This window comes from Rhizobium sp. P1_B8 (assembly GCF_056406515.1).
On sequence record NZ_JBFTZZ010000003.1, the window covers coordinates 25,024 to 40,554 of the forward strand.

The 15,531-nt window shown below is 61.7% G+C and carries 16 protein-coding genes; 8 read left to right on the forward strand and 8 right to left on the reverse strand.

The window, feature by feature from the left end:
* Positions 1-306 precede the first annotated feature (306 nt).
* On the forward strand, positions 307-1,350 hold the full coding sequence (locus tag AC1D2N_RS05730; RefSeq protein ID WP_018242366.1) for a LacI family transcriptional regulator: 1,044 nt from the start codon (positions 307-309) through the stop codon (positions 1,348-1,350).
* Positions 1,351-1,407: 57 nt separating this feature from the next.
* Here the strand turns inward: AC1D2N_RS05730 and leuS are convergent, their stop codons facing one another.
* Both leuS and AC1D2N_RS05740 read right to left on the reverse strand, forming a co-directional pair.
* On the reverse strand, positions 1,408-3,924 hold the full coding sequence (gene leuS / locus AC1D2N_RS05735; protein WP_130729063.1) for a leucine--tRNA ligase: 2,517 nt from the start codon (positions 3,922-3,924) through the stop codon (positions 1,408-1,410).
* 395 nt (positions 3,925-4,319) lie between these two features.
* Positions 4,320-5,228: a LysR family transcriptional regulator gene (locus tag AC1D2N_RS05740; RefSeq protein ID WP_130729064.1), complete on the reverse strand. Its 909-nt coding sequence runs from the start codon at positions 5,226-5,228 to the stop codon at positions 4,320-4,322.
* 173 nt (positions 5,229-5,401) lie between these two features.
* Here AC1D2N_RS05740 and AC1D2N_RS05745 point away from each other — a divergent pair, with 173 nt between their 5' ends.
* Genes AC1D2N_RS05745 through AC1D2N_RS05755 form a run of 3 tightly spaced genes read left to right on the forward strand, consistent with a single transcriptional unit; the run spans position 5,402 to position 7,687 of the window.
* Positions 5,402-6,016, forward strand: coding sequence for a C39 family peptidase (locus tag AC1D2N_RS05745; RefSeq protein WP_130729065.1), 615 nt, complete (start codon positions 5,402-5,404; stop codon positions 6,014-6,016).
* Positions 6,017-6,049: 33 nt separating this feature from the next.
* Entirely contained in the window at positions 6,050-7,126 is a 1,077-nt protein-coding gene (locus tag AC1D2N_RS05750) for a D-alanine--D-alanine ligase family protein (protein WP_130729066.1), read from the forward strand.
* A 15-nt stretch (positions 7,127-7,141) separates the two neighbouring features.
* The gene (locus AC1D2N_RS05755) at positions 7,142-7,687 is read left to right on the forward strand and encodes an AAA family ATPase (protein WP_130729067.1); all 546 of its coding nucleotides are present in this window, start codon (positions 7,142-7,144) and stop codon (positions 7,685-7,687) included.
* Between the two features lie 44 nt (positions 7,688-7,731).
* Here AC1D2N_RS05755 and AC1D2N_RS05760 read toward each other — a convergent pair whose 3' ends face one another.
* The 3 genes from AC1D2N_RS05760 to AC1D2N_RS05770 all read right to left on the reverse strand — a co-directional run bounded on the left by AC1D2N_RS05760 (position 7,732) and on the right by AC1D2N_RS05770 (position 9,511).
* On the reverse strand, positions 7,732-8,349 hold the full coding sequence (locus AC1D2N_RS05760) for a class I SAM-dependent methyltransferase (RefSeq protein ID WP_130729068.1): 618 nt from the start codon (positions 8,347-8,349) through the stop codon (positions 7,732-7,734).
* Between the two features lie 101 nt (positions 8,350-8,450).
* Positions 8,451-8,960: a GNAT family N-acetyltransferase gene (locus AC1D2N_RS05765; RefSeq protein ID WP_018242372.1), complete on the reverse strand. Its 510-nt coding sequence runs from the start codon at positions 8,958-8,960 to the stop codon at positions 8,451-8,453.
* 56 nt (positions 8,961-9,016) lie between these two features.
* A complete protein-coding gene (locus AC1D2N_RS05770) occupies positions 9,017-9,511 on the reverse strand; it encodes a GNAT family N-acetyltransferase (RefSeq protein WP_130729481.1) in 495 nt (164 codons plus the stop codon).
* Positions 9,512-9,749: 238 nt separating this feature from the next.
* On the opposite strand from AC1D2N_RS05770, the gene AC1D2N_RS05775 reads away from it, so the two are divergent.
* Positions 9,750-10,127 carry a VOC family protein gene (locus tag AC1D2N_RS05775; protein WP_130729069.1) on the forward strand — a complete coding sequence of 126 codons (378 nt, stop codon included), beginning with the start codon at positions 9,750-9,752 and terminating at the stop codon, positions 10,125-10,127.
* Positions 10,128-10,281: 154 nt separating this feature from the next.
* On the opposite strand, the gene gndA is transcribed toward AC1D2N_RS05775, so the two are convergent.
* Positions 10,282-11,733, reverse strand: a complete 1,452-nt coding sequence (gndA, locus tag AC1D2N_RS05780; protein WP_193446537.1) for an NADP-dependent phosphogluconate dehydrogenase — start codon at positions 11,731-11,733, stop codon at positions 10,282-10,284.
* Between the two features lie 208 nt (positions 11,734-11,941).
* Between gndA and AC1D2N_RS05785 the strand changes: the two genes are divergently transcribed.
* From AC1D2N_RS05785 to AC1D2N_RS05795, 3 genes are all read left to right on the forward strand, one after another.
* On the forward strand, positions 11,942-12,733 hold the full coding sequence (locus tag AC1D2N_RS05785) for a helix-turn-helix domain-containing protein (protein ID WP_130729071.1): 792 nt from the start codon (positions 11,942-11,944) through the stop codon (positions 12,731-12,733).
* A gap of 70 nt (positions 12,734-12,803) precedes the next feature.
* Positions 12,804-13,202, forward strand: coding sequence for an SRPBCC family protein (locus AC1D2N_RS05790; protein WP_130729072.1), 399 nt, complete (start codon positions 12,804-12,806; stop codon positions 13,200-13,202).
* Positions 13,203-13,565: a VOC family protein gene (locus tag AC1D2N_RS05795; protein ID WP_018242378.1), complete on the forward strand. Its 363-nt coding sequence runs from the start codon at positions 13,203-13,205 to the stop codon at positions 13,563-13,565.
* Between the two features lie 55 nt (positions 13,566-13,620).
* Here the strand turns inward: AC1D2N_RS05795 and AC1D2N_RS05800 are convergent, their stop codons facing one another.
* Together AC1D2N_RS05800 and AC1D2N_RS05805 are read right to left on the reverse strand one after the other, a co-directional pair.
* Entirely contained in the window at positions 13,621-14,337 is a 717-nt protein-coding gene (locus AC1D2N_RS05800) for a PAS domain-containing protein (protein WP_130729073.1), read from the reverse strand.
* A gap of 255 nt (positions 14,338-14,592) precedes the next feature.
* Positions 14,593-15,528, reverse strand: coding sequence for a lipid A biosynthesis lauroyl acyltransferase (locus AC1D2N_RS05805; RefSeq protein WP_130729074.1), 936 nt, complete (start codon positions 15,526-15,528; stop codon positions 14,593-14,595).
* Between the last annotated feature and the right edge of the window lie 3 nt (positions 15,529-15,531).

The window sequence follows — 15,531 nt, forward strand, 5'->3', positions numbered from 1 at the left end:
ATACAGTCGGCCGTTCTCGCACATGCGTTTTCAATTTATCTATTTGAATAAACATAATAATTTTGCACGATAAATTGAGCCGTGCGATTCAGCCTCTTCGCAATCGCAAAAAAACAGAGCACGAATTGCCGATTCAACCTATGCGTACAATGTTGCAACGCACACAACAAAAAGCACTCGACATTTCTACTGTATCGTTACAGATTGCATTCCTCAGGGAGGCGCGATTTTGGCAGGCGGCGGGCTTACGACGCTGGAAAAAGCCTCTATAAGCGACACCAATTCGCGCGAGGCAGGCCTAAAGGGATGGAAAACAAGGGAAATTTCGAGAACACGGCATCGACGCCGGCAGCGCGCGAGCGCCCGACGTTGAAGACGATCGCCTACATGACCGGCCTTGGCGTGACGACGGTGTCGCGCGCGCTGAAGGATGCGCCGGATATCGGGGCGGAAACCAAGGAGCGGGTGCGCATGGTCGCCCGCCAGCTTGGCTACCAGCCGAACAGGGCAGGTGTGCGCCTGCGCACCGGCAAGACCAACGTCATTGCCCTCGTTCTCAGCATCGACGAGGAGATCATGGGCTTCTCGAGCCAGATGGTCTTCGGCATCTCCGAGGTGCTATCCGGCACGCCCTATCATATCGTCATCACGCCGCATTCCCACAGCAAGGACCCGATGCTGCCGGTGCGCTATATCCTTGATACCGGCTCGGCGGACGGCGTCATCATCTCCCGCATCGAGCCGGATGATCCGCGCGTGCGGCTATTGAGCGAGCGCGGCATGCCCTTCGCCACACATGGGCGCACCGACGCGGGTCTCACACACCCGTTCCACGATTTCGACAACGAGGCCTTCGCGCATCAGGCGGTGGAAAAGCTCGTCAAGCGCGGCCGGCGCCGCATTGCCCTGCTGCAGCCGCCGAGCAAGCTCACCTACTACGCCCATATCCGCATCGGCTTCCAGACCGGCCTGCATGATTACGGCGCCGAGGAAGTGCCGCTGCGCGTCAACACCGACGCCCCGCTCGCCGACATCCGCGACATCGTCGAGGTGATGATGCGCTCGGCCAACGCCCCCGACGGTATCGTCTGTTCGGCCGGTAGCGCGGCAATCGCCGTCAATGCCGGCATCGAGGCCGCCGGCAAAGCGCTCGGCCGCGATCTCGACATGGTTTCCAAGCAATCGGTACCGATCCTGAACTGGATCCGCCCCGAGATCATCACCGCCCAGGAAGACGTGCGCCAAGCCGGCCGCGAAATGGCCAAAGCCGTCATCGCCCGCATCGACGGCGTCGAACCGGAACTGCTGCAGAGCGTCAGCCAGCCGACTTGGCCGGAGAGCGGCAGGTAGGCGGTCGGTTGAGGGAACGGACCGTCGGGCTCAAATCCGACGATCAGCTTTGGATCATCACAGGTCTGCGACGACGAAATTCACCAGTCGCCCCGGGACCAAAACTTCCTTGACCACCATTCTGCCGTCGAGCAAGGCCATGACAGCGGGTTCCGATCGCGCCGCCGCCAGCAGCGCCTCGCCGAGGTCGGCGGCAGCTTCGAAGCGGTGGCGAACCTTGCCGTTTATCTGCACGACATATTCGCGGGTTTCCATCTCGATCATCGCAGGGTCGAAGGTCGGCCAGGAAACCCATGTCAGTGTTTCCCCGTGACCAAGCTTGCTCCATAACTCCTCCGCGATGTGAGGCGCAAAGGGTGCCAGTAGCAACACGAATGTCTCCACCACTTCGCGCGGACGCGCGGCTTCTACCGTCAGTGCATTGGCCAGTTCCATCAGCCGGGAAACCGCGGTGTTGAACCGCATTGCGTCGATATCCGCCGTCACGGTCTTCACCGTCTGGTGGCGCAAGCACAGAAGCTGCGGGCTCGGGGCCGCCTCCTGCACCGCTGAGGAGAGTCCGTCGCTCTCGTCGCAAACAATACGCCAGGCGCGCTCTAGAAACCGGCGCACACCGATCACGCCAGCGGTCTGCCAGGGTTTTGCCGCATCCAGAGGCCCCATGAACATTTCGTACAACCGCAAGGCGTCGGCCCCGAACTGATCGACGACATCGTCGGGATTGACGACGTTCAACCGCGACTTCGACATCTTCTCGACGGCGCGCTGCACTTCGACCGGCCCAGCGAACCATCTGCCCTGCTCTTCGACGACGGAAGACGGCGCGTAATACCGGCCCGCCGCATCGCGGTAGGAATGAGCAAGGATCATGCCCTGGTTGAACAGACGCTGGAACGGCTCTTCCGTCGAAACGACCCTGATATCGTAGAGAACCTTGTGCCAGAAGCGGGCATAGAGCAGATGCAGGACCGCATGCTCGGCACCGCCGACGTAGAGATCAACCGGCATCCAATAGCGCTCGGCCTCGCGCCCGACGGGCTCGCGGGCGTTGCCGGGATCGAGGAATCTGAGAAAATACCAGCAGGAGCCCGCCCATTGCGGCATCGTGTTAGTCTCCCGCCGTGCCGGAATCTCGGTGGCCGGCACGATCGTTTCGACCCAGGCATGCGCACGGGCAAGCGGCGGTTCGCCATCCGGCGTCGGGGCGTAGTCGTCCAGCTCAGGCGGCAGCAGCGGCAGGCATTCCTCGGGCAGCGGCATCACCGAGCCATCCGCCAGATGCAGCACCGGTATCGGCTCGCCCCAGTAGCGCTGGCGGGAAAACAGCCAATCGCGTAGGCGATAGGTGACTTTAGGCCAGCCTGCGCCACTCGCCTGCAGCCAAGCAATCATGGCTTTCCTGGCCTCCGGCGCGGCCAGACCATTCAGGAAGTCGGAATTAACCATCCTCCCCTCACCCTCAAAGGCCGCCTTTTCGATGTCGTCCGCACTGTCGATCACGCGAATGATCGGCAGGCCGTGCGCGCAGGCAAAGGCGTGGTCCCGCGCATCATGGGCCGGCACCGCCATCAAGGCGCCGGCGCCGTAGCCCGCCAGGACGTAATCGGCCACCCAGATCGGTAGCCGGGCGCCGGTTGCGGGATTGACGGCATAGGCGCCGGTGAAGACGCCGGTCTTCTCGCGTCCAGCATCGGTACGCGTCGTTTCCTCCAATGCCTCGGCCTCGGCAATATAGGCGGCAACCGCCTCTCTTGCTTCGGGCGTGACGGTGGTGGCGACAGCGGGATGCTCCGGTGCGAGCACGATATAGCTTGCTCCGAATAGGGTTTCGGGGCGCGTCGTGAAGACGGTAATGCCCTCCGTGCCATGCTCGAGCGAAAAACGGATTTCGGCCCCTTCAGAACGCCCGATCCAGTTGCGCTGCATGGTTTTCAGGCTTTCGGGCCAATCGAGGCCATCCAGTCCCTCCAGCAGTCGGCCAGCATAAGCCGTGATGCGCAGCATCCACTGGCGCATCCTGCGGCGGATGACGGGATCGCCGGTCTCGACGTAACACCCGTCCTTGACCTCCTCGTCGGCGAGCACGGCGTTCTGTGCCGGGCACCAGTTGACCGCGACCTCGGCTTGATAGGCGAGGCCCTTCTCGAACAGCTTCAGGAATATCCACTGTGTCCAGCGCACGTAGGCAGGATCGGTGGTGGCGAACTCGCGGCTCCAGTCATAGGAGAAACCCAACCTTTGCACCTGTCCGCGAAACGTCTCGATATTGCGCTTCGTCGTGATCTCGGGATGCACACCAGTCCGCATGGCGTGGCGCTCCGCCGGCAGGCCGAAACTGTCCCATCCCATCGGATGCAGGACGTTGAAGCCGCGCATGCGTTTGTAGCGGCACGTTATATCCGTGGCAGTGTAGCCAAGGGGATGGCCGACATGCAGGCCCGCACCCGAAGGATACGGAAACATGTCGAGCGCGTAGAATTTCGGCCTGGCCCGATCGATTTCCGCGCGAAAAATATGGTGATCGGCCCAATAGGCCTGCCACTTCGGTTCGATCGTCCTGGGATCATAAGGCATGCATCACTCCTGGCGCCGACCGGCTCTGGCGGCGGCGTATCCTGAAAAATGGAGGCGTTCTTTGGTTCAGGAGCAGCTACGGCTGCCGGTGCTCCGGTGACGTCCGGCAGCCGCGGCTAAGTCGAAACGCGTGCGGAGTTGCGACGCAGAACGTCCGCGCGACTCTCCGGACGAAAAAAGCGCGATGTGGCTTTGGAAACGATCTGGTGTCCATGGACGGTGACTCAAGGCAAATAAGGAGAAAGCAAACGACAGTGTTAACCCGGCTCCGATCAGGAGGCCGTGGTGGTAAGTCGTGCGTCGCGTGCGCGAACGTCTGCTGCTTGAGTTGCCATAGTCATGAACCAAGAGTGCCCGATATGATCGCTTCTGCCAAGAGTGCATTCGCGCGAAAATCAGGATCTGTTCAAATCCCGCGGCGCGCTCTTTACCAGTTGATCGAGCACCGCCGCGACCTTCGGGTTGCGCACCTCGCCGCGCCGGCTAATCGCATGGATGCCGCGGTAGGCGGCTGGCGCCAGCGGCTTGACGGTGAGGCCTTCGCCAAAATCTCGAAGCGCCAGTCCGGGCATCACCGAAATCGAGCATCCGGCTTCGACGAGCGCGAACACCACTTCGAAACTGTCGCTGAAACCGTTGATGAGCGGCTCGAAACCGATGTCGCGGCAGGCCTGGCGGATCGCCATGGAATAGGCGCTGGAGGCGACGTCGAGTGCCCAATGTTCATCCCTCAGCTGTGCGAGTTCGATGACGGGCTCGCTCTCCAGCCTGTGGCCGGCGGGCAGAAGCGCGAAGAGCTGATCGCGGCAGAGGAACAGCGTGTCGACCGTGCCCTCGAGCGTGTGCGGATCGAAGGATATGTCGTCGGCAACGACGATGTCGGCCTGCCAGGCCCGGAGCGCGGCCACGCCTTCGGCAGGTCCCATCGTCGTCATGACGATGTTGAGATGCGGATGGTGGATCGCGAGCTCGCGCATCGCGGCCGGGATGAAGGAGGACGCCGCGGAGGGTTGGGCGGCGATCCTCAAGTCGCCGGCGACGATGTTCTGCAACTCGGCAATATCGGTTTTGGCTTCCTCGACGACGGTGAATATCCGGTCGGCATGCAGGACGAGCCTCTGGCCGGCCGGTGTCAGCATCACCCCTCGCCCGCGCCGCTCGACGAGCGGGATTCCAACTTCGTCCTCCAGTTGGGCGATCTGCTGAGAAACGGCCGATGAGGAAATACCCAGCGCGTCGGCGACCGCCGCCATCGTCTCGCGGCGCGAAAGCTCGCGAAGTGTGCGCAATCGGAAGAAATCCAAGCCTGTTTCCCCGGCTGATCAATTGGCCATAATTTCTAACCTATATACTTACTTTAATTAAGTGGACCTGAAGAAAGCTGCACCTTAGCCTTGGATTCGCAAGCGGGCATCGGTTCGAAAAAAGCCAAGATTGCCGGCCATCTCATGAGACGAACCAGGGGGATATCGACAGGATGCAGCAAAGCGGCGTGCCTTATTTCAGCCAATGGGAAACACCCGGCATGACACTGCCGGTGCTTGCCGAGGGATCAAAGGCCTTGCTGGGCGATTCGCTCTGGCGCCATTCTGGGGCCACGACGATCGAGGAATATGCGCGCTGGGCGGTCAATGTCTGTGGCATGGCCTGCCTGAAGATGATTCTTGCCGCACGCGGCGAGATCCATCCGACACTCGAGCTTGCCCGCGCCTGCACCGCCTATGGCGGTTATGTCGTCAACGAACTCGATGCCTCGATCAAAGGGCTGATCTACGCGCCCTTCGTCCGCTTCGCCACCGACCGTTTCGCACTTAGCGCGGAGACGATGACCGGCGTCGAGACATCGGCCATTCCCGACCTTCTGTCGAGGCGGCGGTTCTTCATCGCCTCGGTGAACTCGGGCATCCGCTGGCCGGAGCGCGAGCCGCCGTCGAAGGGCGGGCATCTGGTGCTGGTGACGGCGGCCTCGCAGGGGGCAATCCGATTCCACAACCCGTCCGGCCACGACGCGGCGAGCCAGGCCGATGTGACGCTGCCGCTTGCCGTCTTCGACCGCTTCTTCGCCAATCGCGGCATATCGGTCGACGCCTGACCTTTTCAACACCAGATCGTTTCGGAGGCTTTCATGACACCTTCCCCACACAGGCTGCGCATTGCCGTGCTCTTCGGCGGCCGCTCGGCCGAGCATGAGGTTTCCGTGCTCTCGGCAACCAATGTCATGGGCGCGCTCAAGCCCGAAAAATACGATGCCCTCCCCATCTTCATCACCCGTGAGGGGCAATGGCTGCTGAGCAGTTTCGAAGACGGCATATTGGCGACACCTTCATCGGGTGCGGAAATCTGCCTCGTGCCGGGCGGACGGGGCCGGATGCTGGCGATCCCTGTCCATGGCGCGCCGCATGAACTGGCAAGGATCGACATCCTCTTTCCTGTGCTGCACGGCCCGCATGGCGAAGACGGCTCAGTGCAAGGCGTGGCGGAGGTGGCCCGCGTTCCACTCGCCGGCTGCGGCATCCTCGGCTCCGCCGCAGCACTCGACAAGGACATTGCCAAGCGCCTGCTGAGGGCAGCCGGTGTGCCTGTTGCGCGAGCGGTGACGATCCATGAGGATGCTGTCCCTTCACTGGCAGCCCTCGAAGGTGAACTTGGTCTTCCGCTCTTCATCAAGCCGGCGCGGCAGGGATCGTCGGTCGGCGTTGCCAAGGTCCATGCCAGTCAGGAATTCGCGCGCGCCCTTACTGAGGCCTTCCGCCATGATCGCACGCTGCTCGCCGAGGAATTCGTGCGCGGCCGCGAGATCGAATTCAGCGTGCTGGAGAATGCGGCAGGAGAACTCTTCGTCTCCCGGCCGGGCGAGATCGTGCCGGCCGAAAGCCACGGCTTCTACAGTTACGACGCCAAATATATCGACGAGAAGGGCGCGGCGCTGAAAGTGCCGGCCGAACTGCCCGAGGAGGTCGAGACCGCGATGCGCGACGTGGCCGCCAGCGCCTTCCGAGCCGTCGGTTGCGACGGCATGGCCCGCATCGACTTCTTCCTGACTGATGACATGCAGTTCCTGGTCAATGAAATCAACACCATCCCCGGCTTCACCAATATCAGCATGTATTCCAAAGCGATGGCGGCAAGCGGCGTCGGATACGCCGAAATCATCGACAGGCTCGTCGACCACGGCCTGGCGCGCGCCCGTCGGGCCGCCTGAGATGGGAGCTTGAACATGAACAGGTCGGTCTTGATTTCGGGATGTTCCGGCGGCGGGAAATCGACGCTGCTTCAGGAGCTTGTTGCCCGCGGTCATGCCGTCGTCGAAGAGCCTGGCCGGCGCATCGTCAAGCAAGAACTTGAAGGCGACGGCGCAGCCCTGCCCTGGGTCGACATGGTGGCCTTTGCGCGCCGCGCGATCGAGATGGCGATCGCCGACCATGCAGCGGCGTGTGAGCAGACCGGCTGGATGTTTTTCGATCGCGGGCTGGTCGATGCGGCGGCAGCGCTTCAGCACCTCACCGGAGAACCTATCCTGGAAAAATTGAGCGTAGCCCACCGCTATCACCAGAGGGTTTTTCTGACCCCGCCATGGCCCGAAATCTACACGACCGATCCCGAGCGGCGCCATGGCTTCGACGAGGCTGTCGACGAATATGACCGGTTGGCCGCGATCTATCCGACGCTCGGCTACGACATCATCATACTGCCGAAAATCGCGGTCGCAGACCGGGCGGATTTCATCCTCGACTGCCTCTCTCGGGAAACGAGGCAGCAGTAGCGCGATCATCAGGGTCGTGCCTCCCGGCCGCCCACTCCGAGGGCTCAGCGCCTGCGAAAGACGCACCACTGGAACGACTGCCGGCCACCAGCGGGTGTCGTGTGCTCCTCGCGCCAGTCGCGCTGAAGCGCGAAGGTGGACGAGAATTCACTCGCAAGCGCTACCGCGTCGTAGCGCTGGACCGGCAGGCCGCTGCACCGTTCCGGCCCGTCCGGCGCGAAGGTGGCGATGATCACGGCGCTGTCCGGCGCCGTGCCGGTTTCGAGCGCATGCCGATAGGCCAGCCGCTGCTCGGGCTCGGTGAGGAAGTGAAAGACGGCGCGGTCGTGCCACACATCGTAATGCCGGTCGGGTTGCCATGAAGTGACGTCAGCAACCACCCAGGCGATCCGGTCGGCTTCATCCCGCAGCAGCGCCTTGGCGACCTCAAGCGCCGGCGCGGCGATGTCGAGGACGGTGAGGTCGGACCACCCGCGCTCAATAAGACGGTCGACAAGGTTCGATGCGCCGCCGCCCACATCGATCAGCGAGGCCGTGACCGGCAGTTGCAGCTCGTCCAGCGCTCGCAAGGAAGGCCCGGGCGTCGGCTGATACCAGCTGACGCTGTCGGCAGCTTTCGTGCGGTAGACCTCGTCCCAGTGTTCCCGCTTCGCGCCTGTCATCCGATATCCCCATCTCTTGCGGAGCCCGACATCCTAACAGATCAACATGTAGGGACTGAGACGTCCGCAACCAATGCAGTTCCCAAGACCACTTCCGCATTTCAGGAAGGGAGGTGCCGGTAAACGAGATCGGCGGGATCGGTTCGGGGTGCTGCGGGATCGAGACGCGCTCCCAGCCGTTCCGCAACCGCAACGGATGCGGCATTGCCGGGAGCGATATAGCTGACAAGCGATGGCAGCTTGAGTGTCGCAAAGGCCCAGTCGCGCAGCGCCAAGGCCGCTTCGGTAGCATAGCCCTTGCGCTCATATTCCGCATAGACGAACCAGCCGAGCTCCTTCTCTGGAAAGAGCGGCCCGTGATTGATCCCTACCTGACCGACGCATTCGCCAGTTTCGCTGAGCTCCATCGTCAGCGCTCCGTGGCCGAAAAGCTGCCAGAGAGCGACGTCGTGACAGAACATCCCCCACGCCGCGCGCAGATCGAACGGGCCGCCCATTCCGAGCGATCGCGGCGACGCCATCAACTGCGCATAGGCGGCGAAATCGTCGATATCTGGCATGCGGAGCCTGAGACGCTCGGTTCGGATGGTCATCGCGCCCGTTTCGGACATGTCGCCGCCTTCTCTGTCAGCTTGGTTTTGAAGTTTCGGCCGTTGAACGGAATATCCTAGCTTTCAAATGCCGGGGCGAATTGCAACGTCCCGCTTGGCCGGGATCCGCGAAAAACAATCCGCTGCACGAGCCGCGTATCGAGGTCGAGATACTTCAGTTGCCCGTCGCTGCTGAAACCGACACGGCTATAGATGTCGGGATTGCCGATCAACGCGCATCCGCTGGCACCCATCTCGTTCAGCAGTTCGAGACCTCTTGCAATCATCGCCTTACCGATGCCTTGCCGTTGTCTCTCCGGCTTGACCGATATCGGCCCCAGCCCGAACCAGCCATCATGCGCGCCGTCGATCGTCACCGGGGAAAACGCGACATGCCCCAGGATCTCGCCGTGCTGCTCTGCGACCAGCGATATTGTCAGATCACCGTATTCACGAAGTCTTCGAACAATCTCCGCTTCCGTCCCGTCGCTGTAAGACATCGGCTTGAAGGCGGTCGAGGTCAGATCATGGATCGCGTCGAAATCCTCCGGCGTTTCGTCTCGGATCAGCATCACGGTCAATTCCTCGGGCGCGTTGTCGTGTATAAATAACGTCTTATCCTATTGAAACGAAGTGTCGTAGACCCACGCGAATCTCGCGGGAATCGGTTGCCCCTCTTCCGCAGAGGATTTTCCGAGGCTATAGACGGAGAGGCGTGGGCACCGTCCTGCTGATCGAAACATCGAAGCGTGAAATCTCTGCCGGCACCGTCCGAAGGGTGTGAGCGTCTTCGCAACCAGAGGTTCTGCGATGAATAATATCGCCGATCACGGTGTTCGTTTCGGACGAATTGCCGCCATGCTGCCAGTCAAGGACATGACCAAAGCCTACGATTTTTATGCCAATGTCCTCGGCTTCCAGAAAATATTCGAGAACGGAAATCCTGTCGGCTTCATGATCCTGAAGCGTGATCGCGGGGAGCTGCATCTCACCTTGCAGCCGAGCCACAAGGCTGCGGACTTCAATGTTGCGCACCTGATGGTGGACGATGTCGATGCCCTGCACACGGTTTGCCGGCAATACGGGTTAAGAATCATCAAAAGCCTTCAGGACAAGGACTACGGATTGCGGGCATTCGTGTTTGAAGATCCCGACGGGAACCGCATCGACGTCGGTCAACCAATCTAGCCCGATCGCCGCAATTGGATGCCTTGCAGACTATCCGATCGGGCCTGCGCAGGGAGCGCCACCCCAGCGGATCGTAGATGGAGAATTTGAGGGCACAATGACGAAAAAGCCCGGCGCGACGGCCGGGCTTTTCCTCGATCTCTTCTCAGCAACCTCAGAAGGTCGACGCACCGCTGCCCCAGGGGCCGTGGTGGAAATCCTTGCCGTCCAGGCGGTCGAAACCGTGGGCGCCGAAGAAGTCGCGCTGCGCCTGGATGAGGTTTGCCGTTCCCCTGGCCTGGCGATAGGCGTCGAAATAGGTCAGCGCCGAGGTCAGCGCCGGAACCGGCAGGCCGGCGGCAATCGCGGCACCGACGACGCGGCGTAGCGCCGGGATCGATTCCTTGACCATGTCGGAGAAGGCAGGCGTGACGATCAGGTTGGCAGCATCAGGCGCCTTGGTGAAAGCCGAGGTGATCTCGTCGAGGAACTGCGAGCGGATGATGCAGCCGGCGCGCCAGATCCTGGCAATCGTCGGCATCGGCAGCGACCAGTTAAACTCGCGCGATGCTTCCGCCATCACCGCGAAGCCCTGCGCATAGGCGCCGATCTTGGCGGCAAACAGCGCCAGTTCCAGATCCTTGTTGAGTTCGGGGCCGTAAGCGATCGGGAAGGACACAGCCTGGGTGCCGAAGATCTTTTCGGCGGCTTCGCGCTGCGACTTCATCGAAGAGAGGCTGCGGGCGGCGACGGCGGCTTCGATCGCCGTTGCCGGAATGCCCATATTCTGCGCCTCGATCGCCGACCACTTGCCGGTGCCTTTCTGGCCTGCTTTGTCGAGGATCATGTCGACCATCGGCCCGCCGGAGACCGGATCAGTGGCCGCAAGCACCTTCTCGGAGATTTCGATCAGGTAGGAGTTCAGCCGGCCCTTGTTCCATTCGCCGAAGATGCCGGAGATTTCGGAGGCGCTCTTGCCGAGGCCGTCGCGCAGGATGCCGTAGATTTCGGCGATCATCTGCATGTCGGCATATTCGATGCCGTTATGGATGGTCTTGACGAAATGGCCGGCGCCGTCATTGCCGAGCCAGGCGACGCAGGGCTCGTCATTGTAGCGGGCGGCAATCGATGTCAGCACCTTCTCGACGCGCTTCCAGGACTCTTCGGTGCCGCCGACCATGATTGACGGGCCATGGCGCGCACCTTCTTCGCCGCCGGAAACACCCATGCCGATGAAGGTCAGATCGGTATTCTTCAGCCGGTCGAAGCGGGCGACGGTGTCGCGGAAATTGGCGTTGCCGGCATCGATCATGATGTCGCCCTTGGAGAGATGCGGGCGCAGCAGCTCCATCTGCTGGTCGACGGCCTCGCCCGCCTTGATCATGATGATGATCGGACGCGGCGGCCGGATCGCATCGACGAACTCTTCGATCGTCTTGCAGGGAATAATCTGCTTCTTCAGATCGCCGGCGCTTTCGTAGAATTCGTCGGTTTTCTCCGGCGTGCGGTTGAACACCGCGATTTTATTGCCTTTCTCCGCGATGTTGAGCGCCAGGTTGGAGCCCATGACCGCAAGACCGATCAGTCCGATTTCTGCCTTTTCCACGACAAACCTCCGATGTGTCATTTGGACCGGTGTTGTGGCACTGTCTCGGTCAAACGGCAAGTCTCGCAAGGGTCTAATCGGTTCGCAAAAGCCAATGAAATGAAGCTTGCAATATCGCCGCTTGTCCGACAACCCGCCGGCTGGCGCCTACTCCGGAAGCCCTAGTTTTTTCGTGCGCCCCGCCCGCAATGCCCTATCTGTTATCATCAGCGCCTCGGGAGATATCGCATTGGCATCGGGAAGACGAAAAGATACGGCTCTCCTGGCGGCCCGCGCCGGCTGCTACCGCGAGTCTATGCCGCCGCCGGCGCTGCGACGCCATTTCAGCCGCCTCTGGTCGCATGCGCTTCATGACGGACCGCCGGCAATGGTGGCGATCGTGCCTGACGGTTATTGCGATCTCCTCTGGATCGACGGCCGGCTGGTTGTCGCCGGTCCCGACAGGACAGCGTCCTTTCCCGTCATCCGGCCGGGCGCGACAGTCATCGGCGCACGTTTTGCGCCCGGCGCCGCAGCCCCCTGGCTGAAGACGCCGCTCTCGGCACTGGTCGGCTGCTCGGTGCCCCTCGCTGACATCGGCCGGAAGGACACCGCCGAATTCGAAGCGCGGCTTGCGGATTGTCCCGACCCCTCGGCCGCCAGGGCGCTGTTTAGCCGCTTGCTCGAAGAGACCGCGCGCGGTGAGGAGGAGCCCGCCCGCGATGCCGCCATGATCTTCGCCGCCGCCGACAGCTCTCGCCAGGCGTCCAGCCTGCTCGAGCACCTCGGCATGAGTGAGAGGCAGCTGCGCCGCCGCTGCCACCACCATTTCGGCTACGGCGCAAAGACGCTGGAACGGATTCGCCGGTTCCAGCGTTTCCTCGACCTCTGCCACAGGTCGGGCGCGATGCCGCTTGCCCGCCTTGCGCTCGAAGCGGGCTTTGCCGACCAGCCCCACATGACACGCGAGGTCGGCGAGCTCTCGACGCTGACACCTGCCGTCATTCTCGACCAGCTCAGCAGACGGCAAAGAGCCGATTGACCGTTTTGTTCAAGACGCTGCTGGCCGGTCTGTTATTCTGACGAAACCAAATGCCAGGGACCTGCAAGCCATGTCGACAATGCCCGCGAAAATCATCCACCTGTCGATAGAGCGCGACTGGCGCGACGTCTATGACTTCGCCGGCAAGCCGGAGAACATGCCGCTCTGGGCCTCTGGCCTTGCGACTGGCTTAGAGCCTCACGGCGCCGACTGGATCGCCCACGGCGCTCTCGGCAACGTCAAGGTGAGCTTCGTTCCTGCCAATAAATTCGGCGTGATCGACCATACGGTGACGATCGAATCCGGCCTGAGGGTTTATAATGCCCTGCGCATCGTGCCGAACGGCGATGGCTGCGAGGTCATGTTCACGCTGCTGCGTCTGCCCGGCATGACCGACACACAGTTTTCCGCCGATGCCGCCCATGTCGAGAAGGATCTCGCCATGCTGAAAGCCCTGATGGAGAGATAGATGGCCGAGAAGACAGAAAACCACGACCGCCGCATCGACTATGTCGAATTCAACGTCGCCGACATTGCCGCCGCCAAAGCCTTTTACGGCTCGGCCTTCGGCTGGCGCTTCACCGATTACGGCCCCAATTATTGCGAATTCGACGATGGCCGGCTGAAGGGCGGCTTTACCGATTTCGGACCGGTGCGGCCGGGCGGCGGCCCGCTTGTCGTCGTCTATGCCAGTGATCTGGAAGAAGTGCTGACCTCAGTCGAAAGAGCCGGCGGCACGATCTGCCGGCCGATCACCGATTTTCCCGGCGGCCGTCGCTTCCACTTCCTCGACCGCGATGGTTACGAGCTCGCCGTCTGGGCGGCGGCTTAGCCAGACTACCCAACGCAGCCGAGTTGGTCAGGCTGCCTAAGGCTGCCGACCGGGATCAGGCAGCCTGCGACAGCCGATCGAGATCTTCCATGACGAGCAGGGCGCCGATCACCGTACCGCCCGCATCGCGCAGCGGCGACATGCGACAGCGCACCTGTCGCGATTTGCCGCTGCCGGCCGGGCGCTCATAGGAATAGTCGATCTGTTCGCCGGCAAAACAGGCGTCGAGCTTATGCTTGGCGCATTCGGCAAACCGCTCCTCGCCGATGAATTCGGAAAGGTGGCGGCCGATGAGCTCCATCGGCTTCCTGTTGAGATGGGCGCTGTTGGCGGGATTGGAATAGAGGTAGCGATAGTCCCTTGTCAGCACCGCCACGCGATCCGGCAGGCTTTCAAGGATTACCGCGTTGAGGAACTGGCCATTGTCGGTATCAGGCACATAGGCCGGTGGCGGCTCGATGCGCACATCCTGCGGCGAAGGCACGCGCCAGTCCGGCCCATGCGCCCCGAAATAGCGGTCGAGCAGGTAGGAAAGCACCGACGTGTGCTCCGTGACGCTGGCGCTGTCGTCGGCATCCTGGCTGATCAGATGGCTCACAAACTGCAGTTGCATGTAAACTTCGAGCAGATTGACTGCCCGGCAGGCAAGGATTGCCTCGACCAGCGGCTCGACATGGCGGTCGAGCGCCGTGACGCGCTGGTCGTCGCCCAGGCGTATGGCTTCCTCGATTTGCACGCAACGCAAGGAAAAAGCTCGAAAAAGCTCCAGCAAGACGCCTCCACTCCCATTTTCCCAAGAGACGAGTCCGAAACCTCATATGGCTGCATTTCCCAAAAATGCGCTTTCCGGTAGACATTATTCGCGTCTTGGTGGTGACGGGTAACATGAAGTGCCCTCAGTTTCAATCCGAGAGCACCTGCCGCTTTTCACCGCTGATAAATGAGGGTGGACGTTTTTTTACCATGATGCCGAAAGTGTGAGCGGTTTTCACGCGACATCGTGCTCCAATTATTTAATCATCCTGCTCTAAGGCGCGAGCGTCTGCTTGATTTGCCAGCGGTCGTGATACCAGAGCCACTGTTCCGGATATTCCCGCACCCAGCTTTCCACCTTGTCGTTGAGCAGCTGGGCCGCCGCCGGCAGGTCGAGATTGCCATTGGCGTCGCGCGGCATGTCTAGCCGTGGCTCGATTTCCAGCCGGTAGCGATTTCCCGGCAGACGGATGCAACGCGCCGGATAGACTTCGCAGTTGAACTGGCGCACCAGCTTTGGCAGCAGCGGATTGGTCTTCACGTCGCGGCCAAAGAAGGTACCCTTCAGCCCCTTGCGGAATTTCTGGTCGACCAGCACGCCCACGCCCTGACCTGCTTCCAGCTGACGGGCGAGCGCGAAGGAGGAGCCGGCATGCGAGGGCACCAGCTTGCCCATGCGCGCGCTCCTGAAGTCGAACACTTTCTTGGCGACATAGGGATTATTCGGCGGCCGAAAGAGCACGGTTACCGTGAGCCCGAAGGCGGCGCCCGCCACCGGCAGCAGCTCGAAATTGGCGGTATGGCCGGTAAAGACGATGAAGGGGCGCGGATTGTCGCGCAGGTCTAGGAAGATCGGGACGCCCGACACCTCCACCCTGCCCGGCTCCGACTTTTCGGGATCATAGTCGAACAGTTGGTCAAGGAAGACGTATTCTGCAGCAAGCCGGCCCATATTGCCCCAACTGGCGAGCGCGATCTCCTCGATCTCGGCCTCGCTCTTTTCAGGAAAGGCGTTGCGCAGATTGGTCAGCATAAGTCTGTGGCGGCTGGTCAGCCGGCCGAGGCGGCGCATCATCCTGTCGGCGAAGCGGATCGCGCCATCGGCGGGAAACAGCTTCAGGAAATTCAGAAAGCCGAACATCATCTGCGCCACCAGCCATTGCTGGAAATTCCTGAGCGCTAGAACGATCCGGGTGATGAACAGCTTCACGCG